Below are 26362 nucleotides of genomic sequence, written 5' to 3' on the forward strand. Positions count from 1 at the left end.
AAGCCACATGCGCCCCCACGTCGAGCTGATCCACGAGGACGACTACGTCTGGCACGGCGCCGAGCTGATCGGCGGCGAGGGCCGGGCGAGCGAGCGGCGGCTCTCGGCGGACGAGGAGGACGGCTCCTCCTCGCTGCGCATCGACTTCCACACCGACTGGAGCCGCGGGCCGGGCATCCACCACGCCGACAGCGAGTACTACGTGCTCGACGGGTCGATGACCTACGGCGGCCGCCGCATCGGCCCCGGCGGCTACGTGCACGCGCCCAGGGGCGTGCCGGCCGAGGCGATCGCCTTCGCCGAGGGCTCCCGGATCCTGCACTACCGGGAGTACGGCGACGCCGGCTTCGACCCGGCCGGCGGCCCCGGCGCCCCGCGGTGGGAGGGCGCCCGGGGGGACGTCACCGTCCTCGACAGCCGGGCCATGGCGTGGGACGCGGTGCCGAACGCCGGCCCCATGCCGGGCCTGTTCATCAAGTACCTGCACGTCGACCCCGCCACCGGGTTCTACACCCGGCTGGTGCACGCCCAGCAGGGCTGGGCCGACCACCGGCTGGCCCACCACCCCTGCTACGAGGAGGCCTACACCGTCCAGGGACACATGGAGTACAACTTCGGCACCCTGGACCTCGGCACCTACTTCTTCCGGCCGGCCCGGGTCAAGCACGGACACTTCACCACGATGGAGGGCGGCGCGACCTGGCTGCTGCGCTCCGACGGCGAGCTGCACAACTGGTACACCCAGAACGAGTGGGTCCGCTGGGGCGGCGAGGCGGTCAACTACGGCCCGGGCGGCGGCCGGACGCGCTGGTCGCAGTCCTCCCACGACCTGGCCTCCGGGCCGATCCGGCGCGGCGAGCGCGACCTGGCCGACCTGGCCGCCTCCTGGCGCTTCCAGCGGGAGCGGGGCGCCGACGACGCCGAGTACGTCCAGCACGGGCAGGGCGCGGACAAGAGCCTGGTCGCCATCGCCAAGGCGCTCGACGCGGCCCGCCTGCAGGCGGGGCACGACCACGACCACGACCGCGGTCACACGCACGAGCATGCGCACGACCACGACCGCGGGGACGCGCACGGTGTGGCGGCCGACTGGGGCGCCGGCCCCCGCTCACCGGAGCACCCCGACGAGCGCTCCGACGCCCACGCCCACAACCGGGGCCGGGGCCGGGCCTGGAAGCCGGGCGACCCCGTCCCCGCGCCGATCGTCTCCGGCCTCCCGGTGCGCAGCCGCTCCCGCGGCCGCTGGGACGGCGACGGCATGTGACCCTCCGATCCACCGGCCCCGGGTTCGAGCCGGCCCGCCGGAGGCGGCGTGAGCGGGCTCATTCGCGGGCGGCCGGCACACCGTCGGGGACGGTGCGCGAGGTCCGCCGGCGGGTGCCGAGCGTGAGGAGCAGCGAAGCCGCCGTCAGTACCACGCCGAACCAGACGACGCTCGCGACGCCCAAGTTGTCGGCGAGCAGTCCGCCGAAGAGCGCACCGAGCGCGATGGAGGTGTTGTACGCCATGGTGTTGAGCGACATCGCGGCTTCGAAGGTCTCGGGCGCGGCAGCCTGCGTCATGTTGACCTGGCACAGCTGCACGACGCCGAAGGAGACTCCCCAGAGGATCAGCGAGACGATCGAACCGCCCCGCTCGTGACCGATCGCGAGCAGCGACAGCAGGGACACCACGAGCCCCGCGCAGCCGACGACGAAACTGCCCCGCAGACTTCTGTTCACCGTGTATCCGGCGATGAAGTTCCCGGCCGCGCCGCCGATACCGTAGATCATCAGCACCGCGGTGATGAAGAGGGGCGTGGCGGAGGCGCTGTCCTCCAAGAAGGGCCGCACGAAGGTGTAGGCCCCGAAATGGCCGAGCACGAACAGCACGACGACGGACAGCACCGAACGCAGCGGCGCGTTCTTGAGCGGGAGCCCGAACACTTCCCGGACCGAGACCGCGTTCGCCGACGGCAGCGGGGGAATCACGGCCGCGACCGCGAGGAACACCAGCGCGCTGAGGCCGGCCCAGATGAGAAAGGTGGTCCGCCAGTCGCTGAGGCTCTCAAGGGCCGTTCCCAGCGGTATGCCCACGACCGCGGCGATCGAGATGCCGGACATCACGACCGCGGCCGCCCTGCTCGCGTGGCGCTGCGGAACGAGGCGCATCGCCATGCTCACGCCGATGGCCCAGAACACGCCGCTGGCGAATCCCATGGCGAGTCGCGTCGTCAGCACCAGCGGATAGTTCGGTGAGACGGCGGTGACCAGATTTCCCAGGGTCAATACGGCCAGCAGCGTGGACAGCAGGACGCGCCGGTCGACACGCCTGGTCCAGGCCACGATGAACGGCACGCCCAGCCCGGCCGACACGCCGTACAGCGTGACCGTCAGCCCGGCGGCACCCACCGATATGCCCAGGCTTCCGCTGATCGGAGTGAGCAGGCCGACGGGCATCAACTCGGTCGTGAGGAAGACGAACAGGCTGGCCGTGATCGCGGAGACGCCCAGCCACGCCCTCAAGGCCGAACGAGGGGGTTCATCGTGCGTCGTCATTTTTCTGATGCTCCAGGTCGCAGACTTGCGGATGGACGGGACAGCCGACGGCGCCGGATCCCGGGGAGGGCGTCCGACGTGAACCAAGCCTGCGCGAAACGCGATCAATGAGTCCAACACATACTTTTCATCGCAATCAATCGTGATTCAAGATGGTCGGATGGAACTGCAGCAGTTGAGGTACGTCGTCGCGGTCGCGGAGACCAGCAACTTCACCCGGGCCGCCGAACACTGCCGCGTCGTGCAGTCGGCGCTCAGCCATCAGATCGCCGCCCTGGAGCGGGAGCTGGGCTCCCGGCTGTTCGAGCGGACCAGCCGGCGCGTCCGGTTGACTCCGGCCGGAGAGGCGTTCCTGCCCGCGGCGCGGGAGTGCCTGGAGGCCGCGGACCGCGCGCGGGCCGAGGTCGCGGCCGCGAGCGGGGAGATCCGCGGGCGGCTCGCCGTCGGCGCGATCCCCACGATCACGGCCGTCAACCTGCCGGTCGTCCTGAGGGACTATCGCCGGCGCCACCCGCGGGTGCGCATCATGCTCACCTCGGCGGGCAGCGAAGATCTGGTCGAGCGGGTCCGGCGGGGCGTCGTCGACGTCGCGTTCCTCGGCCTGCCGCCGCGCGCGGAGCCGAAGGGAGTCCGGAGCCGCCGGCTCGGCGGGGACGAGCTGGTCGCCGTGGTCGCGCCGGACCACCACCTGGCGGAGAACTCCGGACCGGACCGCCGTCCGACGGAGAACACCGGGCCGGACCGCCGTCCGACGGAGAACGAGGCTGACCTGCGGAGTCTGGCGGACGAACCGTTCATCGACTTCCGCGCCGGCCATGCCGGGCGGGCGCAGTCGGACGAGGCCTTCGCGGCCGCGGGGGTACGGCGCGAGGTGCCCTTCGAGGTGTCGTCCGCCGACTTCATGGTCGATCTGGTGCGGCAGGGTCTCGGAGTGGGCCTGCTGCCGGCCGCGTACGCACCGCGCTTCTCCGACCTGCGCGTCATCCGCCTCCGCGACGCCCCCACCCGGGTGGAGCACCTGATCTGGGACAACCGGCCGTCCCCGGCGGCCACGGCCTTCCTCGACCTGGTTCGCGAAGATCTTCCGGAGAGCGCCGCGGAAGGCGGCCACGGCGGGGTCGCCACGCCGTCGCCGAGGATCCGGTGAGCCCCTCGGCCCGTCTCAGGGGCCCGGCCCGAGGCCGTCGCCGTCCGGGCCGGGCCCCCTGCCGACCGCTGCCGTCCGGGCCGGATCTCCTGTCGATCGGCGCGGCGATCTCTCCGCCGATGGGCGGACGGCTTCAGCCGTCGCGCCCGGCGCCGCGATCGGGCGCGCTCACTCTCCCCCTGCGGGCGTGCCCTCGGCGAGCCCGTAGCGCAGGTACACGATGCCGTTCGGACTGGCTGCCGGCGGTTCGAGGAGGGTGACGTTCGAGGGCACCGCGCCACCGTCGAACACCTTCTTCCCGACGCCGAGCGTGACCGGGTGCACCCAGAGGTCGAGACGGTCGAAGAGCTTCTCGCGCAGGAGGGTCTGCACCAGGTTCAGGCTTCCGACGACCTTCACGTGCTCGTGCCGGTCGCGGATCTCGCGCACCGCGGCGGCCAGATCCGGGCCGAGCTGCGTGGACCCGGCCCACGAGAGGTCGGGCTCGCCGCGGGAGGCCACGTACTTCGGGACGCCGTTGAAGAGCGCGGCGATCTCGTTGTCCGCGCCGCCCTCCTGGTACGGCCAGTGGGCGGCGAAGATGTCGTACGTCCGCCGGCCGAGCAGGAGGGCGTCCGTGCCCTTGTAGGCGGCGCCGATCTGCGCCCCGGCGACCTCGTCCAGCAGGGGCGACTGCCAGCCGCCGAACGGGAACCCCTCCGGGTCCTCGTCGGGGCTGCCGGGCGCCTGCCCGACGAGGTCGAGGGTTGCGAACAGCGCGATGTGGATGAGGCCCATGCCTTACTCCAGGTGAGTTGGTCGTCTCGGTCGGCGGGCAGACCTGCGGGCGTCGGCGGGCTCATCGCCGCGACGGCGCCCGGCTTCGTAGTCGCCCACCGCCTCGCCCGGTGCATCGGTCACCATCCCGTCCCACGGTCAGTGTTCTTGCGACGCCCGGCGGCGGGGCTCGGCAGGCATGCCGAGCGCCTTGGTCCGGGCTCGTACGTCCGATTCCTCGAACAGGATATGCCGATCGATCTTGACGATGTCCACCGGCAGAATGCGCAGGTAAGCCGGGACCCCGCACCGGCACTCCCCACGCGGACAGGTCGATCCCCTGCTCGGCCGCACCTCCCGCCTGTGGCGGCGGGCGAGAAAGCATCGGGTCGATTCGCAGGTCAAGCGCCCTGCGACGACTTCCGAAGACGACTTTCGAAGCGGTGCGCGTTCAGCGGGGACGATGGCCCTTCCCGCCCCGGCCGGTTCGCGCGCCCCGGCGGCCCGACCCGCCCGGAGCGGGACTCCGCGGCTGCTTGCGGGCCTTCGCCGGGGCGGGCGCGGGAGTGCGGCCCCGTGAGCTGTTCGCCGTACGCCCGCGGACGATGCCGATGAAGTCCTCCACCAGCTCGGTGGTCGCCTCCGTGGGCCAGGCCAGCGCGACCTGCGACTGCGGCGTCTCCACGACCGGCCGGGAGGTCAGATCCTTGCGGTGGTACAGGCGCGCCAGCGACTGCGGGACCAGCAGCAGCCCGGCCCCCGCCGCCACCAGCTCGATCGCCTCCGCCGTCGTCTCCGGGCGCGTGAAGGCCGGCAGCCCCGGCAGGGCCGTCCACTCGAGGGTGTCGTCCATCGGATGGAACACCTCGTCGCCGGCGAGATCGGCGACGGTCACCTCGTCGGCGGCGGCCACCATGTGGTCCTTCGGCGCCACGACCATGGTGGTCTCGACGTAGAGAGGGATCACGCTGAGCCCCTCGCGGTCCACGGGCAACCGCACGAACCCGGCGTCGGCACCGCCGTCGCGCAGGACCCCCACCACCTCGGCGGCGGTGACGGAGACCAAGGTGAGCGGCACGTCGGGCACCCGCTCGGCCCAGACGTTGACCCATTTGGCCGGCGTCACCCCGGGCACGTATGCCAGCCGGAACTCCCTGTCGCTCACCTCCTCAGGGTACCGATGTCAGGGGAGGCGGCTTCACGCCATACCCTGGACACCATGACCAAGCTCAAGACCACCCAGACGATGAAGCCCGCGACCGCGGCCAAGAAGCTGGGTGTGCTCCTCTCGGCCACTCCCGCCGAGTTCCAGGAGGGAGTCGTCTCCAGGGATGAGCTGAACGCGTTGCAGGCCGATCCCCCGGCCTGGCTGGCCGATCTGCGGCGCAACGGGCCGCACCCCAGGCAGGTCGTCGCCGTGAAGCTGGGCGTCTCCAACTCGGGCCTGGCCAGGGGCGGCATCACCGGGCCGCTCACCACCGCCGAGATCGACGCCATCAAGGCGGAGAACCCCGAGTGGCTGCAGCGCGAGCGGTCGGTCCAGGCCGAGGTGCGCAAGGAGGCGCAGCGCCTCAAGGAGCGCTAGCCGGCCGATGGGCGTGATGGAGGCGCTCGGCCGGCCGCACCGCTGAATCGCCCTGCGCCAGGGCGCCCCGGCTCCTCGTCCGCGACCGGGGCGCAGCGGGCTGTCCGGATCGGTCCGGAGGCCGACCAGGTGACGCCTTCAGCTCGCGCCCCCTTCTCGCCAGGCTGAAAGGCATGAACAGCGCCCTCGTCGTCATCGACGTCCAGAACTCCTTCCTTCAGCTCCCCGACTGGCGGCACACTTCACGGCCGGATATCGTCCCCCGGGTCAACCGCCTGGCCGCCGCCGCCAGGAACGCCGGAGACGCGGTCGTGTGGGTGCTCGGCTCACGCCCGGGCTCGGGCTCCGTCTTCGACCCGGCCCGCGGGTTCGTCCGTCTGATGGACGGCATCCGGCCTCTCGACGACGAGCCGGTCCTCACCAAGACCGCGCACAACGCGTTCACCACCACCGGCCTCCACCGGTTCCTCACCCGGCGCGGCGTCAGGAAGCTGACCGTCTGCGGCATCCGGACCGAACAGTGCTGCGAAACCACCGCCCGCCTCGCCTCCGATCTGGGCTTCGAGGTCGACTTCGCCATCGACGCCACCGCGACCACGCCCATCCCGCACCGCGACGCCCCGGACGACCTGCCCTTCGACGAGCTCGTCCAGGACCCGCGCACGCTCGGCGTGGACGAGATCGTCGACCGCACCGCGTACGCTCTGTCGGGCCGTTTCGCCACCGTCAAGACCGTGGCCGAGCTCACCGGAACCCCCGAGCCCACCGGAAACCCCGAGCCCACCGGAAACCCCGGGCTCACCGGAGACTAGGAGGCAGCGGCCGTGTCCCGAGTCGTCTTCCTGCTCATCCCGCAGGTGCATCTCCTGGACGTGGCCGGACCCGCCCAGGTCTTCTCCACCGCCGGCGACCTCGGCCACCCCTACACCCTCGCCTACGTCGCCGAGGAGGATGAGATCGCCACCGTCCAGGGGCTCGCCCTGCGGGCGCAGACCGTCTGGCCGGCGCTGACCCCCGACGATCTGATCATCGTCCCCGGCTGGCGCGGCCCGACCCGCCCGGCGGGCGCCGAGACGTTGCGGCGCTTGCGCGACCATCACGCGTCAGGCGGCACGATCGCCGGCGTGTGCGCGGGCGCCGATGCGCTGGGCCGCGCCGGACTGCTCGACGGCCGCCGCTGCACGACCCACCACACCGTCCAGGACGAGCTCGCCCGCCTCCACCCGCGAGCGGAGGTCGTGAAAGACGCGTTGTACGTCGAGGACGACCGGATCGTCACCTCAGCGGGCGTGGCCAGCGGAATCGACGTGGCGCTGCACCTGGTGACCGTACGCCACGGACCCCACGCCGCGGGGCAGGTGGCCCGTGCCATGCTCGTCCACATCCACCGCGACGGTACGGCGGAGCAGATCAGCCCCCTGTTCCGGTGGCGTTCGCATGTGGACGAGACGGTTCATCGCCTCCAGGACCTGATCGAGACCCGCTTCACCGAGCGGCTGCCGCTGAGCCTGCTGGCCGAGGCCACCGGTTGCAGCGAACGGACCGTGACCCGGCTGTTCCGCCGGGCGACCGGCCTCACTCCCCTGGCGTACCAGACCGCCCTGCGGCTGGAGCGTGCCGGACACCTCCTCGGGGCGGGCGCCACGGCCGAGGTCGCCGCGCGCGAGGTGGGGTTCGAAGACGCCCGGACGCTGCGCAGGCTCCGCGCCCGAACCGCCGCTCCAGCCGACCGGTGAAAAACCCCATGACGCGGGGCACCCCGGCGGGCAGGCTCAGGTGAAGACGCAGGGCGCCGGGCCCTTCGGGTCCCGGCCCGCCGAGACAGCGCACACCAAGGAGACGTCATGGACACAGCCATCTCCCTGATCGATTTCACTGCGGTGACTCCGCAGCCCCGCCCGCTGGATGTCCGGTGGATCCACGGCTCACCCTCGGCCAAGCACAACACCGATCCGGACATCCAGGCCCACAGGTACGACGAGCACACGTTCATCCTGCGGCAGAACATGGCGATCGACTATGAGGCGCCGTTCCTGTTCCTGCTGTTCGGAAACGAGCGGGCGGTGTTGATCGACACCGGCGCCACGGCGTCCGCCGAGTTCTTCCCCCTGCGCCGGGTGGTCGACGAGCTCGTCGCCGGCTGGCTCGCCCGTCATCCCCGGCGGGAGTACCACCTGCTGGTGCTGCACACCCATCCGCACGGCGACCACGTCGCGGGCGACGGTCAGTTCGCCGACCGCCCCGGCACCACGGTGGTCGGAGCGGATCTGGCCACAGCCTGGGAGTACTTCGGGTTCGGCGAGGACCCCGACGCCGTGGCGCAGGTCGACCTGGGGGGCCGGGTGCTGGAGTGCCTGCCCGCCCCGGGCCACCATGAGGCGTCGGTGGTGTTCTACGACCGGTGGACCGGGTTCCTGCTCACCGGCGACACGGTCTACCCGGGCCGCCTCTACATCCAGGACTGGCCGGCCTTCACCCGGACCATCGACCGTCTGATCGACTTCTCCGCCCGCCGGCCGGTCACCCACGTGCTCGGCTGCCATATCGAGATGACCCGGCAGCCGGGTGTGGACTATCCGATCCGCACCACCTACCAGCCCGACGAGCCCCCGCTGCAGATGACCACCGCGCATCTGCACGAGATCCGTGCGGCGATCGAGGAGCTCGGCGACCGGCCCGGCCGGCGCGCCCACCCCCTCTTCATCCTCTGGCCGAACCCATGAGCTCCCGCCGAACCCATGAGCTCCCGCCGAACCCATGAGCCGCACGAGCGCATGTGCCCCGCTCTCCAGGCCTCACACGGGTGCGCACCCACCCAAGCGGATAGGCAGGATCATCGACTCCTTTAGCCGACATGCCCCCATTGCCCAAGCAGCCCGCCGGATAAATGACGCTCTCCTTTACAGCTTGTTGACTTAACGTAGTAGGTCAATTACTGTCAGCGACAGAAGTGAGTTCTCGGGGTCGCTGGATCCGTGCTCGTGCTTCACCGACCGGGGGTGGTCCGTCTTGGCAGGCGACAGCCGTGGCCGGCGAGCAGAGCGCGCCAGGAGCGGGCAACGCACCTGGCAGGGAAGCGGCGGTTGATCGGGCGCCCTCCGCCCGGGCGCCTCGCAGCACCGGCTCCCGCCGGTCAGGTGGCATCGCGCCTCCATGGCGCCTCGCCGTCCTCAGTGAGATCTCATCTCGACGGGCCGCTGACCTCTTCGCCTGTCCGTGACATGCGCAACGGCCACGGCCCGTCCTCTCCCTGTGTCGATGCAAAGGAGCGCTGGCATGGTGACGCGCCATGAGCGTGTGGTCGGGTCCTTGATGAACGCTTCCGGCAGTGGTGCCGCGGCACCGGCCACGCGCACGGCCGAGGAGATCCTGGCCGCGGCCCGGGCGATCGTCGAGCCGGCGCATCGGGCGGCGGTGGAGCGGCTGCCCCAGGAGATACGGCACGTCGCCGGATACCACACGGGCTGGTGGGACGCCGACGGACGGCCTTGCGCCGACACCGGCAAGGCGGTGCGCCCGGCGCTGGTGCTGTCCTGCGCGAGCGCGGTCGCGCAGGACCCGGACCGGCCCCCCGGAGCCGAGCCGGCGCCCCCGGCGGTGTGCTCGGCGACTTCGGCGGCGGTGGCGGTGGAACTGGTCCATGATTTCTCGCTGCTGCACGACGACGTGATCGACGGTGACGCGATGCGGCGGCGCCGTCCGGCCGCCTGGACGGTGTTCGGAGTCGGCAGCGCCGTCTTGACCGGTGACACCTTGATCACCCTGGCCCTGGATCTGCTGGCCGGCTCCCCGATGGCGGCCAAGGTGCTGACCACGGCCCTGCTGGAACTGTGTCGCGGGCAGAACGCCGATCTGGTCTTCGAACGGCGCACCGATGTCACCATCGCCGAATGCGTGGCCATGGCGGCGGGCAAGACCGGCGCGCTGTTGGGCTGCGCCTGCGAACTGGGCGCCTGGGCCGGCGGCGCCGACGCGGCCCGGGCGGCCCGGCTGCGCGAGTTCGGCGAGCATCTGGGCCTGGCCTTCCAGCTGGTCGATGACCTGCTCGGCATCTGGGGAGATCCCCAGATCACCGGCAAACCCGTATACAGCGATCTGACCGCGCGCAAGAAAAGCCTGCCGGTCGTGGCCGCGCTGACCTCGCAGACGCCGGCGGGCGAGCGGCTGGCGCGGCTGTACGAACGCCAGGAGGTCCTGGATGCGCCGGACCTCGCGCATGCCGCGCAGCTCATCGAGGCGTCCGGGGCCCGGCGGTGGGCCCGCCAGCAGGCCCGTCACCACATGGACAGCGCCTTGAGGTGCCTGAAAGAGGCCGATCCGGTCCCTTCGGCCGCAGCAGACCTCGAAGTCCTCGCTCACCTCATCGTGCACAGGGATCGCTGACATGGCCGCGCAGGAACATCCGGACCTCCGGCAGGAATCCGCGCGAAGCGCATCGACACCGGTGCCGCGCGCCCGGTTCCCCGCGGCGCCCCACCATCCGGTGACAGGGGTCATCGACCGGCTGCGCCGTGATGGGCCGGTCCGGGTCACCGAGCGCGTAGTCACCGCCGAGACCGTCCACTCCTCCCTCCCCCGGCAATCCCGTCCCGAGGAGACTGAAAGTCCGTGACCGGCCACACCGTCGAACCCTCCGTGATCGATGACGGGACCCGTCCCGGGGAAACCCCTTCCGGTGCGCCGTCCGCCCGGCGGGATCCGCCCGCCCTGGAGCAGATCATCGGCCCGGCCGCGCTGCGGGACCTGGACCGGACGCAACTCGACCACCTGGCGGCGCGGATCCGCCGCTTCCTGGTCGAGAAGGTGTGCGCCGCCGGAGGACACCTGGGCGTGAACCTCGGGGTGGTCGAGCTGACCATCGCGCTGCACCGGGTGTTCGACTCCCCGCACGACGTCCTCGTCTTCGACACCGGGCACCAGACCTACGTCCACAAGATCCTGACCGGCCGGGCCGACGGCTTCGACACCTTGCGGCGGTACGGCGGGCTGGCCGGCTACCCCAGCCGGAGCGAATCCGTGCACGACTGGGTGGAGAACTCCCATGCCTCCACCGCGCTGTCCTACGCCGACGGAATCGCCAAGTCACTCCAGCTGAAGGGCGAGCTCGCCGGATCCGGTCGTCCCGACGGCCGGAGGGTGGTGGCGATCGTCGGCGACGGGGCGCTCACCGGGGGCCTGGCCTGGGAGGGGCTGAACAACCTCGGCTCCGCCACCGCCCAGAACCGCCCGGTGATCGTGGTGCTCAACGACAACGGCCGCTCCTACGCCCCCACCGTCGGCGGCGTCGCCTCTCATCTGCACCGCCTGCGGGGACGCCGGGATCATGAGGGCGCCCCCATGCCGGAGCCCCGTCCCCCGTCCGCCGAGAACCTGTTCGGACAGCTGGGCCTGGCCTACCTGGGACCGGTCGACGGCCATGACGTCGCCGCCGTCCAGGACGCGCTGGAGCGCGCGGCCGAGGCGTGCCGGCCGGTGGTGGTGCACGTCATCACCTCCAAAGGGTCGGGATATCCGCCTGCCGAGTGCGATGAGGCCGACCGCATGCACGGCGTCGGCGTCGTCGACCCCGCCACCGGGAAAGCCGAGGGTCCAGGCGAGCGCACCTGGACCGGCGTGTTCGGCGAGGAGATGGTGCAGATCGGCGCTCGGCGGCCCGACGTGGTGGCGATCACCGCGGCGATGCTGCGACCGGTGGGCCTGGCGCCGTTCGCCGAGGCGTTCCCCGACCGGGTCTTCGACGTCGGCATCGCCGAACAACACGCCGTCTGCTCGGCGGCCGGCCTGGCGATGGGCGGCCTGCATCCGGTCGTCTGCCTGTACTCCACGTTCCTGAACCGGGCGTTCGACCAGGTCCTGATGGATGTCGCGCTGCACCGGCTGGCGGTGACGTTCATCCTGGATCGAGCCGGGATCACCGGTCCGGACGGGCCGAGCCACCACGGCGTGTGGGATGTCGGGCTACTCGGACTGGTGCCCGGCCTGCGCCTGGCCGCTCCCAGGGATCCCGCCCGGCTGCGGGAACTCCTGCGGGAGGCGATCGATCACGAAGGGCCCACCGCGGTCCGTTTCCCCCGGGCCACCGCCGGGAGCGACATCGTCGCCCAGCGGCGCGTCGGCGGCGTCGACATCCTGCACGGCGGCGACCACCGGGCGCCTCACGTCCTGCTGGTCGCCGCGGGAAGCACGGCGCAGTCCTGCCTGCGGGCGGCGGACGGGCTGGAGCGCAGCGGGATCGGCGTGACGGTCGCCGATCCACGCTGGATCGTCCCGGTCGGCACGGCCGTGGTCGAGCTGGCCGCACGCCACCGGCTCGTGGTCACCGTCGAGGACGGGGTACGCCACGGCGGCGTCGGCGCTCTGCTCTCCCAGGCGTGCGCGGACGCATCCGTCACCACCCCCGTACGGCACGTGGGCCTGCCGCACGCCTTCATCGAGCACGGAACACGCCGGGACCTGCTCGACCGGTGCGGGCTGTCCGCCCAGCAGATCGCCGCAGCCGTACGCCGGGGCCTGGACGGCCACCCGCCGCCCCCTCCCGCACGCGCGCCGGCACCGGACCCGGTGATCCACGCGCCGACGACCGCCCGCACCGGCGGGGAACGCCCATGACGCCCGCACCGGCTCCCGAGCTCACCACACACCCAGGAGAGACTCATGCCCTATGAGGCCAGTTCGCCCGCGCCTCTGTCACCGGCCTGGAGCGCAGACGATCTCCAGCCTCCGCTGTTCTGCCCGATCGACTCGGCGATCAACCCCGCTGCCCACCGCGTCGAACAGCGTGCCGTCGCCTGGATCGACGAGGCCGGCTTCTGCGCCACCCCGCGCGAGCGGGCCTGGGCGGTCGCGACCAAGAGCGCCGACTTCTACGCCCGCTTCGCCCCGAACGCCGACGAAGACCTGCTGCTTCCCGCCGTCCTGTGGGTGTACTGGGGGTTCGCCTTCGACGACGCCCGTTGCGACAGCGGACGCCACAGCAGCCACCCGGAGACATTCGTTCCCATGGCCGCGCGCGTGCAGCGGGCCCTGGAACGTCCCTGTCCGAGTGAGGCCGACGACGCCTACGCCCGGGCGCTGCGTGACATCGCCACACGATTCCGCCGCACCGGAACATCCGTGCAGTTCCACCGGTTCGTCGCCGCTCATCGGGCGTGGCTGGCCGGAGTCGCCTGGCAGATCGCCAATCAGGCCGCGGGCGTCATGCCCGATCTGGAGGACTACCTCACCATGCGGCTGCACTCGGCCGGCGGGGAACCCACGTTCGCGATGTTGGAGATCGCCAACGGCATGGAGGTCCCGGCTGCCGAGATGGACGCGCCCGCGGTGCGGGCGCTGACCGAGATGGCCATCTTGACCGCGGCCCTGGACAACGACCGCCATTCCCTGGCCAAGGAGCTGAACCGCCGGCAGGCCGACCAGAACATCTACACGGTGCTGCTGCGCCGGCACGCCGATTCCCTGCCGGTGGCCGTACGCGAGGCCGCCTGCCTGCGTGACCGCGTCCTGTGCCGGTTCCTGCGACTGCGCGAGACGACGCTGCCCCGGTTGAGCGCCGCCGGACGCTGCTACGTCGACGGACTCGCCCACGGCATCCGCGGCAACGCCGAATGGGGCCTGCGCGTCCCCCGTTACCTCAGTCGCGGGCCGGTCCCCGAAGAGTCCGGGACGGCGCCCATCGCCTGGGCCGAGCGCCCCTTGGACGACAGGCCGCTATCGCTGCCCACCGTGTCGTGGTGGTGGGATCCGGCGCTTTGACCGCTCCCCGCCCCGCAGGACGGGGATTCCGGCCCGCGCGGGCCGGAATCCCCGTCGCGGCTGCAATCCCCGTCGCGGCTGGATCAGACGGCGCTCCGGCGCCGCGACCACCACAGCAGTCCGGCGGCGGCGATCAGGCCGGCCATCAGTCTCTTCGACCCCGCGCCGCGCCGGGCGCCCCGGGCACGTAGGGAGCCGACGCGCACGGTGAAATCCCGGTTGGCCACATCCCGCATCAGTCCGCGCAGTTGCTCGGGCGCCAGCGTGTTGCCGATCAGCAGGTCCATCGCGGTGCGAGCGGCCTGGATCTCCGAGACCGATTCGGTGGCCAGGCGGATGAGGATCTCGCGCAGCTCCGCTTCGAAGACCTCGGTGAGGGCGAGCTCCGGCGCCAGGTACCGGACCGATCCCTCGATGTTGGCGAAGGACTTGCCCAGCAGGGACACCACCGGGCTGGTCTGGATACCGCGGCGGGTGGAGTACTTCAGGACCGAGGTCAATGTGACGCCGAAGTCGAGATCCTCCAGCGACGCTGTCGCGATCTTGGGCACCAGGATGGCCATGTCACCGGCGAAGCCGGCGATGTCCGCCCAGGGAGTGGCCTTCCCCAGCTCCATCCAGGCGCGGGCGAGACCGGGCCCGTCATTGTGGGCCAGGCTGAGCAGCACCGTCATCATCGTCATGCTCATACGCCGGTCGACGCGCCCGACCATCCCCCAGTCGATCAGGTGCGCCTTCTCCCCCGGCGCGACCAGGATGTTGCCCGGATGCGGGTCGGCGTGGAAGAACCGGTCGACGAAGTAACCCCGGTACATGAACGCCAGCAGGTCCCGCCCGATGCCGACACGCTGCTTGTCGGGCAGGGACTGCCGGTCGACCTCCCGGATCGACCGGCCGGGAGCAAGACTCTGCACCAGGACCTTCGGTGTCGCCCAGATCACCTCGGGCACATCGAGGTACTCGAACTCCTTCACCAGTTGCCGGGCTCGTCTCATATTGGCGGCCTCGACGGTGAAGTCCAGCTCGGCCTCCATCGCATCGAAAATGACGACGAGCATGGTCTCGACGTCGATCACGGCGTTGAAGTCGGGAAAGCACCTGGCGACGAGACGGGCGGCCCTGCGCATCATCGCCATGTCGTCAAGCACCAGGGAGCGGATGTCCGGTCTCTGGATCTTCAGGACGGCACGCCGCCCGCCGGGCAGGACCACTCCGTACGCCTGGGCGAGGGAAGCCGAGCCCAAGGGCCGAGCACGTTCGATGCGCTCGAAGTGGCGTTCCCAGTCGGCTCCCAGCTCGGCGGCCAGCACCGGCTCGAAGATGTCGAAGGGGGCCACGGACACGTGGTCGTGCAGCCTGGCCAGCTCCGCCATGGTGGCCGGGGAGACGAGGTCCGGGCGCGTCGACAACATCTGCCCGGTCTTGACATAGAAGGGACCAAGCCGTTCCAACGCCAACCGCACGGCCCGCGCGGTGGCCTGATCGGCCGGCTCACCCGTCCGGCGGCGTCCGGCCGGCCTCAGTGCCGTGGCCAACTCGGCGCCGGCGAGCTCGGTGAGCACTTTGGTGACAGTGAGCAATCGCCTGGAACTCATGCGTCTCTTCAGACTTCACAACCGGCCGGCTCATCCGCGCGGGGTCCGGCCGGCCCGGTCGGACCCCGCCTGCGGCTCCTGCTCCGGCACGCGGAACGCGGCCTCCGAAGCCGTCCGGACATCACGGGGCAGGGTCATACGCAGCACCGCGACCAGCACCTCATTGGTGCACGGCGCTCCCGTGTGCTGCCGCCAGGCTCGGAAGGAGCGCCCGAAACGCACGTCGTCGCACAGCTCCTCCAAGCCGACGCAGCGGTGTTCGTCGAGGTCGTAAAGCTGTCCGTCGGCCCTCAGGCGCAACCGCCTGAGCCGCGCCCTCCGATCACCCGCCGGCTCGTCGGCCATCGTCCGCGCCCTCGTTTTCCTGCGCCCTCGATCGATCGTTCAACCGGCGTCGTTGTCGGGGCGGGACGCGCGAACCTGCTGGGACAGCCCGTCGACCCGGCGGCTGAGCCTGGCGACGTGTCCGGCGAGATCATCGATGTCGAATCGGGAGCGGTCGGCGCCGCGTTCGCGCGGCCGCCTCCGGGAGCCGTCCCGTCCCTGGAGGCCGTCGCAGCGGCGCAGCCGGCGGTACACATCCTCCAGATCGTCGAGGATCTCCTCGAGATCCCGGAGATCCTCCGCGCAGTCCGCGTCGTCGCCCCGATCGTCATCCCGGTCGCGCTCCTCGACGGCCGTGCGCGCGGCCCGGCGCAAGTCGTGTTCGACGTCGCTGGCGCGGTCGAGGATGTCTTCGATCAGGTCGCCGATCCGTCGCGTCATCCCCCTGCGTCTCCCGGTCACGGCCTGGCCCCCTTGATCATGCGGTTTGCGTCTGATCCGTGCGATGGCACGCGGCCACCGACGGTGTCGGCAGACCGCAATCCCCATCACTACTCTACGTAAAGTAAAGACTACTGTCAGTAATACGGCAAGGGCCGGCCGCAGGCCGGCACCGCCTTTCCGGAAAGGGTCATCCCGTGCCGGCGGCGTGCGGCCTCCCGATCCGAGAGTGACAAGGGGCGCGTTCAGCCGCGGCGCAGGTACGTCCCGCCCGGTTCGCCGGTCACCTCGCCGTCGCGGTAGGCGACGCGTCCGCCGACCACCGTGGCCGCCGGCCAGCCGGTCACCCGGACGCCCTCGAAGGGGCAGTGGTCCTGGCCGGACAGCAGCAGGTCCGCGGTGACCTCCCGGGTCAGTTCCGGGTCGATCACGGCGAGGTCGGCGTCGAAGCCGACCGCCAGGCTGCCCTTGCGGCCCCACAGGTTGTACGCCTTGGCGGGGTTGGCCGAGGCCGCCTCCGCGATCCGGGACAGGGGGACGCCCCGCTTCAGGTGCCCCTCGGAGATCAGGACGGGGTACAGCAGGGCGGTTCCGCCGAATCCGGGTCTGGCCGGCCACAGGTCGTCGCCCTTGTGCTCCTCCATGCAGCAGGCGTGGTCGGAGGCCACCCAGCTCACCAGGCCGTCGCGCACCGCCCGCCAGAGCGCCTCGCCGTGCCCGCGCGGCCGGATCGGCGGGTTGACCTTGCCGCCGAGGCCGCCCCGCGCGTCGAGGTCGTCGCAGTCCAGGCAGAGGTGGTGCAGCGTGGTCTCGAACCGCATGTCCACGTGGCCGTGGAGCTCCCGGGCGGTCGCCGCGGCGGCGAGCGCCTCGGCGCTGGACAGGTGGAGCAGGTTGAGGCTGGCGCCGGTGTGGCCCGCCAGGGCGGCGGCCTCGGCGATCGCCACCTGCTCGGTGAGCGGCGGCCGTCCCTCGTGGTAGGCGCGCAGGTTCTGCGGGGCTCCGCCGCGCCGTACGCGGTCGATGAAGACCCGCATCAGCTCGGACTGCTCGCAGTGCAGCGACAGCGAGAGCCTGACGTCCGGGCGGGCCGCCTGGACCTCGGCGATCCGCTCCATGATCAGGAACAGGTGGCCGAGGTCGTACTCGTCGCCCATGGTGAACGCCCGGGCGTCCCGGCTGTCGGCGGCCAGGTCGAAGCCCTTGTAGAACATGTAGTACTTGTAGGAGGTGATCCCGTGCTCATCGACGAGCCACGGGATCTCGTCGATCTGCTCGACGGTCATCGGGGCCAGGTGGAAGCCGTAGTCGGTGAAGCAGCGGCCGGCGACCGCGTCGAGGACCCGCGGGAAGATCTTCTCGTACGGCCCCGTCCGGTCCAGGTAGTGCCGCCCGGTCCGGAAGTACGACAGCACGGTCGTCGCCCCGCCCACCAGTGAGGACCGGGTCTCCTCGAAGGCGTCGAGTGCCATGTCCCGATATATGCCGATATGGAAGTGCGCGTCGACCGCGCCGGGCAGCACGATCCGGCCGGAGGCGTCGATCACCTCGGCGGCCTCGGCGGAGGGGATCTCGCGCGCGATCGCGGCGATCCGCCCCTCGGCGACGGCCAGGTCGGCGCGGATCTCGCCGTGGTACGGCAGGACGAGCAGCCCGCCCTTGACGAGCAGGTCGTAACGGCGCATCGGCGGCCCTTTCAGCAGACGGCGGGCGGACGGCGAGCGGACGTGAAGCAGAGAGCGAGCGGACGACGGGCGGACATGGAGCGGACGGCGGGCGGACATGGAGCGGACGGCGGGCGGACATGGAGCGGACGGCGGGCGGACGTGGAGCGGACGGATCTTCGGCGGGCGGGAAAGGCGGGATCCCGCCGACGACGGTCACCGTCCGCGACGTCATTCTTGTTTCCCATAAGGTGACACAGTTTCTCCCAGTGGACCAGATCACCTCCATCGAGTAGATTCCGGAACAGAATTCCGCAATGCGAAACGCATGATCCGGGAGCCGCCCGTGCACGACAGCGCACCCCCGCAGGGCGAGGCCGCGCCGGGCCCCCTCGACGGCGTGGTCGTCCTCGACCTCGCGACGCTCTTCGCCGGCCCCCTGGCCGCCACGGTCCTCGGCGACTACGGCGCCGAGGTGATCAAGGTGGAGCACCCCCGGCACGGCGACCCGGCCAGGAAGCACGGCCACGCCAAGGACGGCGTCGGCCTGTGGTGGAAGATGCTCTCCCGCAACAAGAAGGCGATCACCTGCGATCTCGGCGCCGCGGAGGGCGCGGATCTGCTCAGGCGCCTGGCCGCCGGGGCCGACGTGCTGATCGAGAACTTCCGGCCCGGCACCCTGGAACGCTGGGGCCTGTCCCCCGGCGAGCTCCTGCGGGACAACCCGCGCCTGGTGGTGGCCCGGGTGACCGGCTTCGGGCAGCGCGGGCCGTACGCCCGCCGGCCCGGTTTCGGCACGCTCGCCGAGGCGATGAGCGGGTTCGCCGCGATCACCGGTGAACCCGGCGGGCCGCCCACCCTGCCGCCGTTCGGTCTGGCCGACGGCGTCTCGGCGCTGGCCTGCGCGAGCGCGGTGACGATGGCGCTGTTCGAGCGCGCCGGATCCGGCCGCGGCCAGGTGATCGACCTGGCCATCGTCGAGCCGCTGCTGACCGTCCTGGGCCCGCAGCCGCTCTGGTGGGACCAGCTCGGCGTCGTCCAGGAGCGCACCGGCAACCGCAGCGTCAACAACGCCCCGCGCAACACCTACCGCACCCGCGACGGCCGCTGGGTGGCGGTCTCCGCCTCCTCCCAGAACATCGCCGAGCGCGTGATGCGCCTGGTCGGCCATCCCGAGGTCCTCGACGAGCCGTGGTTCGCCGCAGGCGCGGGCCGGGCCGCCCACACCGGCCTGCTGGACGCGCACGTCGGCGGGTGGATCGCCGGGCACGACCTGGCCGAGGTCGTCGCCGCCTTCGAGGAGGCCCAGGCCGCCGTCGCGCCGGTCTACGACATCCGCGACGTCTTCGCCGATCCTCAGTACCGGGCGCTCGGCACGATCACGACCGTCGACGACGCCGAGCTCGGGCCGCTGCGCATGCAGAACGTGCTGTTCCGCCTCTCCCGCACCCCGGGGTCGATCCGCTGGGCCGGTCCCCCGATGGGCGCGCACAACGACGAGGTGTACGGCTCCCGCCTGGGACTCGGCCCCGAGGAGATCGCGCGGCTCCGTGAGAGGGGCGTGATCTGAGATGCCCGGGGACCCGCCGTCCGGGACGCCGCTGTGGGAGGCCGTCGGGCGGGCCCGGATGTTCGACCTGGCCCAGCCCATGCGCACCGGCATGCCGCAGTCCGCCAACCACCCGCCGTTCCGCATGACGCCGGAACGCCGGCACGGCGACCTGGTCCGCCCGGACGGCGGCTCGGCGGCCAACGAGATCATCGTGACCGGCGGGCACGTGGGCACCCACGTGGACGCCCTGGCCCACGTCTCCCAGGACGGGCTGCTGCACGGCGGGCGTCCCGCGGCCGGGCTCGCCTCGCATCAGGGCTTCGCCGAGCTGGGCATCGACGCCTTCGCGCCCTACGCGGGCCGCTGCGTGCTGCTCGACGTCGCCGCCGTGCACGGCGTGGCCACGCTCCCGCCCGGCTACGAGATCACCGCCGGGGACCTGGAGAGGGCCGCCGGCCGCCTGGAGATCCGCGAAGGCGACGCCGTGCTGGTCGGCACCGGCTGGTCGCGGCTGTGGGACGACCGCGAGGCGTTCACCGGGCGGCGGGGCGGCGCGCCGGGGCCGGGCGCGGCGGCGGGGCGCTGGCTGGCCGGGCGGCGGCCGCGCGTGGTGGGCGGCGAGACCATCGCCTTCGAGCACATCGCCCCCGGCCGCGGGCACGCGACGCTGCCGGTCCACCGCATCCTGCTGGTGGAGGCGGGGGTGAACATCGTCGAGACCATGCGCCTGGCCGAGGTGCTCGACTCCGGCGCGCGTGAGTTCCTGCTCGTGCTGAACCCCCTGCCGATCGTCGGGGCGACCGGCGCCCCGGTCCGCCCGCTCGCCTTCGCGGATTGAGCCCCGTCCCCGAGCCCTCCCGCCCGCCGCCCGATCCACCGGAGGACGAGACGCGTGACCACCCATGTGCGCCGCCTGGCGGAGTTCGCGGCGGGCTGCCGCGACGACGGACTGCCCGCCGAGGTGCGCGGCGACGTGACCGGCCGGGTGCTCGACGTGTTCGGCAACTGTCTCGCGGCCTACGCCGAGCCGGACGGGGACGCCGCACCCGCCGTGCTGCGCGCCGTACGCCGCTGGGGAGGGACGCCCGAGGCCACGGCCGTCGGCAGCGGCCACCGGCTGCCCGCGCCGTCGGCCGCGCTGGTCAACGGAACCCTCGCGCACGCCCTGGACTTCGACGACACCCACCTGCCCTCCGTGCTGCACCCGAGCGCGCCCGTGGTCCCGGCCGCCCTGGCCGCCGCCGAGGCCGCGGGGGCGGACGGCGCCGCGCTGACGGCCGCCGTCGCGGCGGGCATCGAGGTGTGCAACCGGCTCGGCCTGGCCTCCTACCTGCCCGGGGAGCCCGACTCGTCGTTCTTCGCCCGGGGCCAGCACGCCACCTCCATCTGCGGCGCCATCGGCGCGGCCGTCGCCGCCGCGCTGGTGTCCGGACTGGACGCGGAGGGGATCGCGCACGCCGCCGGAGTGGCCGCGAGCATGGGCTCCGGGCTGATCGAGGCCAACCGGACCGGGGGCACGGTCAAACGGGCGCACTGCGGCTGGGCGGCCCACGCGGGCGTGTCGGCCGCCGTCCTGGCGTCCGAGGGGCTGACCGGCCCGCCGACGGTGCTGGAGGGCAGGTTCGGCTTCTTCCAGGCGTGGCTCGGCGGGCGCTTCGACGCCGACGCCCTCCTGTCGGACCTGGGCGAACGGTGGGAGCTGCTGCGCACGGTCTACAAGCCCTACCCGTCCAACCACTTCACCCACCCGGCCGTCGACTGCGCGCTGGCGCTGCGGGAGCGGGGCCTCGACCCGGCGGACGTCGAGGAGGCCGAGCTGGGCGTCCCCGCCCCGGTGCTGCGCACGATCGCCGAGCCGTACGAGGAGAAGGCCAGGCCGCGCTCGCCGTACCACGCGAAGTTCTCCGGGCCCTACACGGTGGCGGCCGCGCTGCTCGGCGGCGGCGGACTCGGCCTGGCCCCGGACGACTTCGCCGAGCTGGATCCGGTACGGCTGGCGCTGGCCGGACGGGTGCGGTGCGTGGCCGACGAGCGCGCCTCGGACATCTTCCCGCGGGCGTTCGCCGCCGTCCTGCGCGTACGGCTGCGCGACGGCTCGACGATGGAGCACCGGGTGGACTCCTCGCGGGGCGGGCCCGGGCATCCGCTCTCCCCGGCGGAGCTGGAGCTGAAGTTCCGCGCCAACGCCGGCCGGGCGCTGCCGCCCGAGCGGGCCGGCGCGCTGGCGGAGGCGGTGCGGGCGCTGGGGACGGCGGGATCCGTGACGGATCTGCCGGCGGCGGCCACGGTATGAGGGCTCCGGCGCCCCGCGCCCGCGGCGGGCGGCCGGATCCGGTCCGCGGCCCGATGGCGGGGCGGTCAGCCCCGGGCGCGTTCGATCACGAGGGCCGCGGCCAGTGCGACGTGATCCTCCCACGGGCGCGCGATGACCTGCACGGCGCCCGGCCGATCAGCTGCCGTTCCCGACGGCGTGACCACGACGGGCGCGCCCGTCAGGCTCCACGGCAGTGTCCAGAGATAGTCGGATTCGATGGATTCCCTCCACGGCGGCGGCTCCGGCGCGACCGGGGTGACGATCACGTCCAGGTGGGCGGTGGCGGCGAGCATGCGCCGCCGGAACCGGTCCCAGTCCCACATCACCCGCACGTTCTCCGCACCCGGCAGCCCGCTCCGCCCCCAGTAGCGGCGCGTCAGCTCCAGCGCCTCCTCCCGCACGTCGGGCACCGGCTCGTCCACCACGCAGGCGCCCGCCTCGGCGAGCGCCGCCACCGCCGACGCGGTGGCCCCGTGGCCGCCCTCCGCGGTGTGATCTCCGGGCTCGCCGCCCGCCATCGTGCCCACGCGCAGCCCCGCCGTCCCCACCGCGTCCGGGTCGCCCAGCGGCACGGGCGCCACCCCCGCGTCCAGCCCGTCCGGGCCCGCGATCACGCGCAGCGCGACCGCGAGGTCCCGCACGCTCGACGCCAGCGGCCCGATGACGGTCCTGCCGTCCTCCAGCGCGCCGCAGCGCGGGAAGTGCCCGGTCAACGGCACCCGGCCGAACGTCGGCTTCAATCCCGCGACGCCGCACCACGCCGCCGGCAGCCGTATGCTGCCGCCCGAGTCGCTGCCCAGTCCGAGCGGCACCGCTCCCGCGCCCACCAGCGCCGCCGTTCCCGACGACGAGCCGCCGGGGGCGCGCGCCGGGTCGAACGGGTTCCTCGTACGGCCGTGCAGGGGGTTGTCCGCCATGGCGCTGCTGATGGCGACGACGATCGCGCCCGCGGCGCGCAGCCGGGCCACCGCGGTGGCGTCCGCGCCCGGCCGCCGTCCGGGGCTTCCCACGTGGCTCCCCGTCGCGCCCGTGACCGGCAGGCCCGCCACGTCGATCCAGTCCTTGACCGTGACGGGAACACCCTCCAGTGGCCCGCCCTCGCCCGCCCGCAGCCGCCGGTCGGCCTCCGCAGCCTCGGCCAGGCTCCGCTCCGGGTCGGTCGCGGCCACCCCGCCGACGGTCTCCCGGAGATCCGCCAACCGGTCCAGCACGTCGCGCACGGTCTCGGCGGCCGTCGTCTCACCCGACGCGTAGCGGCGTACGAGATCGAGCGCGCTCGGCATCATCTCCGCATCGTAAATCCGCGCTCCCCGGCGGGGCATTCCGATTACCGCGCGACGGCCCGTCGGCGCGGGCCCTCAGGGATGTCCGCGATCCCCTGATCGATCATGCGGTGGGCGAGGCGTACGGCGGAGATGGGACACTCCGACCCGTGCGGATGGATCATCTGGAGACATTGCTGGGCGGCCCGCTGCCCGGGCGGCCCCTGGAACTCTCGTGGGTCACCAGACGGTGGCAGGACGTCCGGCAGCGGGGTGCGCCGAACCCCCGTCCGCGGGGTGCGCGCCGCATCGCCACCGGTGTGCTCGACGGGCACGCCGTGCTGATGGCCGCCTCCGCTTCCGACGTCCAGGCGTGGGACCTGGGCACCCGCGAGCGGCTGCCGATCGTTCTGGATCACGGGGATCATGACGTGACCGCGCTGGCGGCGGTGTCGCGCGGCGAGGATCTCGTCGCGGTCACCGGCTGCGCCGACGGTTCGGTGCACAGCTGGGACGTGCGCACCGGCCGGAGGCTGGGGCCGCCCATCACGGCGGCGCAGCGGGGAATGACACCGCCTTCGCCGTGCTTGCCGCGGGACAACGTCGTCGAGGTGCTGGCGGCGGTCGTGCTCGACGACCGGTTCGTGGCTCTGGCAGGCGGCTGGTGGCGGCGCGTCGAGCTCTGGGACCTGGAGACCGCACAGAGACTCGAAACGGTCCTGGACGACGATGACCGCGTCGGAGACGCCTTCCTGCACGGCATCGAGACGCTGACGGCCGCGGTGGTCGGCGGGCGGCCGGTGGCCGTCACCGGCGGCCCCGAGCCGAGTCGCGTCTGGGACCTGCGGACGGGGGGCGGCTTCGTGCCCTCGCCGCAGACCGGTCCCCTTCCACCGCTGCCCGTCGCCGATGTGCGGGCGGCGGCGCTCACCGTCGTGGACGGTCGGCCGGTCGCGGTGACGGGCGACGCGGAGGGGGACGTGCGGCGGTGGGACCTGCGCACCGGGCAGGAGGCCGGGCCGCCGCTGCGGGGCCATGCCGGGGCGGTGAACTCGGTCGCCGTCGCGGTCGTGGACGGGCGGCCGGTCGCGGTCACCGGAGGCGATGACAGCACGGTCCGCCTGTGGGACGTGGCGACGGGCGAGGAGACGTCCGCTCCGTTCCGGGTCCACTGCGGAAAAATCGAGCAGGTCGCCATCGCCCGCATCGCCGAAGAGCCCGTCGCGATCTCTCTGTCCGAGGGTGACCTGCGGGTCTGGAACGTCCGCGGCGGCCCTTCCGCCCCCGCCGCGGCCGGATCCGGCAGCACGGTGCGGAGGCTGGCCACTGCGATGGTGGACGGGGAGCCGGTGGTCGTCGTCTCCGCCGGGGACCACGTCGCCTCCGGCTGGAGACCCGAGGTGCGGATACACGACCTGCGCTGGGAGGGCGAGGTATGGGCATGCGACCTGCGGACCGGCAGGCCTCGACCCCTGCGGCTGGCCGGCGTCGGCGATGCCATGACCATCGCGACGGTCGGAGAAGAGCCGGTCGTCGTGGCGGGAGTGGGGGGCGGGGCCGCCGGGGCGTGGAGCCTGCGCACCGGACGGCGGGTCGCCTCGCTGAGCGCGGGTGGCGGGGACGCGCGCGCGGCGGCCGCGACCGTCGTGGACGGCCGCGCCGTCGTCCTCACCCTTCACGCCAAGTCCATCCGCATGGCGGATCTGAGCACCGGTGAACTCCTGAAGGAGACGCCCCTGGGGGAATTGTGGGGGTTCGATCTCGCATGCGTGACGGTGGACGGCCGACCTCTCGCCGTGACGCTGGCCGTACCCGACCGTGAAGACGGCCCGCAGACACAGGTGTGGGACCTGCGTTCGCTCAGCGTCGACGGGGTCCTGGGGGATGACTTCTGGGTGGTCTACCTCGACGCCTTCGCCGTCGCCTCTCCGACCGGCGATCCCGTAGTGATCATGAACGACGGCGACGGTGACGGCGCGATCAGAGCCTGGGACCTGCGTACGGGCGAACCCGGCCCTCCTCTCCCGGGGCCGGTCGCCGACCCTGCGACAGCGGAGGCGTTCGGATGGGACGGGGAAACGAGAATCGGCAACGCCACGGCGATCGCCGCGGACCCGGGGAGCGACACCCTCGCGGTGGCCGTGGAAAGCGGCGCGGTGCTGCTGTGGGACGGTCCCGGGCGCCGGCCGTACGCCGGGGTGGTGTTCCCTCTCCCTCCCCGTGCTCTGGCCTGGGGCCCGGGAGGCGAGCTGGTGGTCGGCTTCGGCCGGGACGTCGCGGTGCTTCACCGATCGTGATCGTGCTCGCGTCTGGGGGTGGACGGCGGCGCCTGCTCAGACGGGCGCTCGTGAGGGATCCCCGGGGGCACCGGGCCACCGGGACGCCGCGGCCAGGGTCCGGCGGGCCTGGCGGATCACGGCCTCGTCGACCATGCGGCCCGCGTCGTCGAGCACCACGCCCGTCCCGGACGCCTCGAAGCGCTCGACCAGCCGCCGGGCCCGTTCGAGCTCCTCGCCGGTCGGGGTGAACACCTCGTTGACCACGGCGATCTGGGCGGGGTGGACGCAGGCCCGGCCGCGGAAGCCGAGCCGTCTCAGCGCCAGGGTCGAGGCGCGCAACCGGTCCAGGTCGCGGAAGTCGGTGCTGACCGGGCCGAGCGGCGGGGCGATCCGCGCGGCGGCGCTCGCCAGCACCACCTGGGACCGCGCCCACAGCAGCTCCCGCTCGTCGGGACCGGGCTCCACACCGAGATCCGCCCGCAGGTCGGCCTCGCCGAGCTGGAGCCGGACCACCCGGGGCGCCCGGGCGATCTCGGCGGCGGCGAGGACGGCGGCGCCGCTCTCCAGCAGCGGGCACACGCCGATCCAGGGGGCGCCGCCGAGGACCGCGTCCACGGCGGCCAGTTCGGCGGCCGACTCCGTCTTGGCCACGCACACGCCGGTCACACCGGGCAGGGCCACCGCCCGCAGATCCTCGTGGCCGGCCTCACCGGGGTTGACCCGGACCCAGATCTCACGGGAACCGGCGGTACGGCCTCCGCCGCCGCGCCGGAGGTGCTCCCGGGGTCCCCCGGCAGCCCCGGCGTCCTCGGAACCGTCCTCGGCACCGCCGCCGGTTCCGGCGACGCGGGGAAGCGAGTTCAGCCATTCGGCGACGGCGGCGCGGGCGCGGTCCTTGCCCGCGGGCGGGACGGCGTCCTCCAGGTCCACGATCAGCGCGTCGGCGCCGCGGCCGAGTGCTCCGGCCAGCTTCTCCGGGCTGTCCCCGGGAACGTAGAGGGCCGACCTCACCGCAGCCGCCCCGGCCCCGCGTACAGCGCCCGCCCCGGCCCCGCGTACAGCGCCCGCCCCGGCCCCGCCCGTTCCGGTCCCGCGCGCCCCGATCTCATCCACCGCGACGGGCCGCGGAGCAGCCGTCGGCCGGCCACCGGTCC

The 26362-nt window shown here is 72.8% G+C and carries 22 protein-coding genes; 13 read left to right on the forward strand and 9 right to left on the reverse strand.

What is annotated here, in order from left to right:
* Positions 1 to 7 precede the first annotated feature (7 nt).
* Positions 8 to 1264 (forward strand): DUF4437 domain-containing protein, encoded by a 1257-nt coding sequence (locus Plo01_RS36035; RefSeq protein WP_203895258.1) that lies wholly within the window; start codon positions 8 to 10, stop codon positions 1262 to 1264.
* 58 nt (positions 1265 to 1322) lie between these two features.
* Here the strand turns inward: Plo01_RS36035 and Plo01_RS36040 are convergent, their stop codons facing one another.
* The gene (locus Plo01_RS36040) at positions 1323 to 2537 is read right to left on the reverse strand and encodes an MFS transporter (RefSeq protein ID WP_203895259.1); all 1215 of its coding nucleotides are present in this window, start codon (positions 2535 to 2537) and stop codon (positions 1323 to 1325) included.
* Between the two features lie 160 nt (positions 2538 to 2697).
* Here Plo01_RS36040 and Plo01_RS36045 point away from each other — a divergent pair, with 160 nt between their 5' ends.
* Positions 2698 to 3684: a LysR family transcriptional regulator gene (locus Plo01_RS36045; RefSeq protein WP_203895260.1), complete on the forward strand. Its 987-nt coding sequence runs from the start codon at positions 2698 to 2700 to the stop codon at positions 3682 to 3684.
* Between the two features lie 168 nt (positions 3685 to 3852).
* Here Plo01_RS36045 and Plo01_RS36050 read toward each other — a convergent pair whose 3' ends face one another.
* Both Plo01_RS36050 and Plo01_RS36055 read right to left on the reverse strand, forming a co-directional pair.
* Positions 3853 to 4461 (reverse strand): dihydrofolate reductase family protein, encoded by a 609-nt coding sequence (locus tag Plo01_RS36050; RefSeq protein ID WP_239317732.1) that lies wholly within the window; start codon positions 4459 to 4461, stop codon positions 3853 to 3855.
* 430 nt (positions 4462 to 4891) lie between these two features.
* A complete protein-coding gene (locus tag Plo01_RS36055; RefSeq protein WP_239317735.1) occupies positions 4892 to 5605 on the reverse strand; it encodes a LysR family transcriptional regulator substrate-binding protein in 714 nt (237 codons plus the stop codon).
* Positions 5606 to 5659: 54 nt separating this feature from the next.
* On the opposite strand from Plo01_RS36055, the gene Plo01_RS36060 reads away from it, so the two are divergent.
* From Plo01_RS36060 to Plo01_RS36090, 7 genes are all read left to right on the forward strand, one after another.
* Entirely contained in the window at positions 5660 to 6025 is a 366-nt protein-coding gene (locus tag Plo01_RS36060; RefSeq protein ID WP_203895261.1) for a DUF5997 family protein, read from the forward strand.
* 173 nt (positions 6026 to 6198) lie between these two features.
* Entirely contained in the window at positions 6199 to 6837 is a 639-nt protein-coding gene (locus Plo01_RS36065; protein WP_203895262.1) for a cysteine hydrolase family protein, read from the forward strand.
* 12 nt (positions 6838 to 6849) lie between these two features.
* Positions 6850 to 7761 (forward strand): GlxA family transcriptional regulator, encoded by a 912-nt coding sequence (locus Plo01_RS36070; protein WP_203895263.1) that lies wholly within the window; start codon positions 6850 to 6852, stop codon positions 7759 to 7761.
* 108 nt (positions 7762 to 7869) lie between these two features.
* Positions 7870 to 8748: an MBL fold metallo-hydrolase gene (locus Plo01_RS36075; protein WP_203895264.1), complete on the forward strand. Its 879-nt coding sequence runs from the start codon at positions 7870 to 7872 to the stop codon at positions 8746 to 8748.
* Positions 8749 to 9301: 553 nt separating this feature from the next.
* Positions 9302 to 10408, forward strand: a complete 1107-nt coding sequence (locus Plo01_RS36080; RefSeq protein WP_239317738.1) for a polyprenyl synthetase family protein — start codon at positions 9302 to 9304, stop codon at positions 10406 to 10408.
* Between the two features lie 225 nt (positions 10409 to 10633).
* Entirely contained in the window at positions 10634 to 12634 is a 2001-nt protein-coding gene (locus Plo01_RS36085; RefSeq protein ID WP_239317741.1) for a 1-deoxy-D-xylulose-5-phosphate synthase, read from the forward strand.
* Positions 12635 to 12679: 45 nt separating this feature from the next.
* On the forward strand, positions 12680 to 13777 hold the full coding sequence (locus Plo01_RS36090; protein WP_203895265.1) for a terpene synthase family protein: 1098 nt from the start codon (positions 12680 to 12682) through the stop codon (positions 13775 to 13777).
* Positions 13778 to 13860: 83 nt separating this feature from the next.
* On the opposite strand, the gene Plo01_RS36095 is transcribed toward Plo01_RS36090, so the two are convergent.
* The 4 genes from Plo01_RS36095 to Plo01_RS36110 all read right to left on the reverse strand — a co-directional run bounded on the left by Plo01_RS36095 (position 13861) and on the right by Plo01_RS36110 (position 17822).
* Positions 13861 to 15372, reverse strand: a complete 1512-nt coding sequence (locus tag Plo01_RS36095) for an ABC1 kinase family protein (protein WP_203895266.1) — start codon at positions 15370 to 15372, stop codon at positions 13861 to 13863.
* A 30-nt stretch (positions 15373 to 15402) separates the two neighbouring features.
* Positions 15403 to 15717, reverse strand: a complete 315-nt coding sequence (locus Plo01_RS36100; protein WP_203895267.1) for a hypothetical protein — start codon at positions 15715 to 15717, stop codon at positions 15403 to 15405.
* Between the two features lie 39 nt (positions 15718 to 15756).
* Entirely contained in the window at positions 15757 to 16137 is a 381-nt protein-coding gene (locus Plo01_RS36105; RefSeq protein ID WP_203895268.1) for a hypothetical protein, read from the reverse strand.
* A 245-nt stretch (positions 16138 to 16382) separates the two neighbouring features.
* On the reverse strand, positions 16383 to 17822 hold the full coding sequence (locus Plo01_RS36110) for a dihydroorotase (protein WP_203895269.1): 1440 nt from the start codon (positions 17820 to 17822) through the stop codon (positions 16383 to 16385).
* Between the two features lie 325 nt (positions 17823 to 18147).
* Here Plo01_RS36110 and Plo01_RS36115 point away from each other — a divergent pair, with 325 nt between their 5' ends.
* The 3 genes from Plo01_RS36115 to Plo01_RS36125 are packed head-to-tail and all read left to right on the forward strand — an operon-like array spanning position 18148 to position 21646.
* The gene (locus Plo01_RS36115) at positions 18148 to 19371 is read left to right on the forward strand and encodes a CaiB/BaiF CoA transferase family protein (protein WP_239317744.1); all 1224 of its coding nucleotides are present in this window, start codon (positions 18148 to 18150) and stop codon (positions 19369 to 19371) included.
* A 1-nt stretch (position 19372) separates the two neighbouring features.
* On the forward strand, positions 19373 to 20191 hold the full coding sequence (locus tag Plo01_RS36120; RefSeq protein ID WP_203895271.1) for a cyclase family protein: 819 nt from the start codon (positions 19373 to 19375) through the stop codon (positions 20189 to 20191).
* A gap of 54 nt (positions 20192 to 20245) precedes the next feature.
* Positions 20246 to 21646, forward strand: a complete 1401-nt coding sequence (locus tag Plo01_RS36125; protein ID WP_203895272.1) for an MmgE/PrpD family protein — start codon at positions 20246 to 20248, stop codon at positions 21644 to 21646.
* A 65-nt stretch (positions 21647 to 21711) separates the two neighbouring features.
* Here the strand turns inward: Plo01_RS36125 and Plo01_RS36130 are convergent, their stop codons facing one another.
* A complete protein-coding gene (locus Plo01_RS36130) occupies positions 21712 to 22953 on the reverse strand; it encodes an amidase (protein WP_203895273.1) in 1242 nt (413 codons plus the stop codon).
* A 152-nt stretch (positions 22954 to 23105) separates the two neighbouring features.
* Between Plo01_RS36130 and Plo01_RS36135 the strand changes: the two genes are divergently transcribed.
* Positions 23106 to 25226, forward strand: a complete 2121-nt coding sequence (locus tag Plo01_RS36135) for a hypothetical protein (protein ID WP_373871759.1) — start codon at positions 23106 to 23108, stop codon at positions 25224 to 25226.
* Positions 25227 to 25262: 36 nt separating this feature from the next.
* On the opposite strand, the gene Plo01_RS36140 is transcribed toward Plo01_RS36135, so the two are convergent.
* On the reverse strand, positions 25263 to 26219 hold the full coding sequence (locus tag Plo01_RS36140) for an HpcH/HpaI aldolase/citrate lyase family protein (RefSeq protein ID WP_203895275.1): 957 nt from the start codon (positions 26217 to 26219) through the stop codon (positions 25263 to 25265).
* Positions 26220 to 26362: the final 143 nt, after the last annotated feature.

The organism is Planobispora longispora (genome assembly GCF_016863135.1).
GTDB classification, from domain to species: Bacteria; Actinomycetota; Actinomycetes; order Streptosporangiales; family Streptosporangiaceae; genus Planobispora; species Planobispora longispora.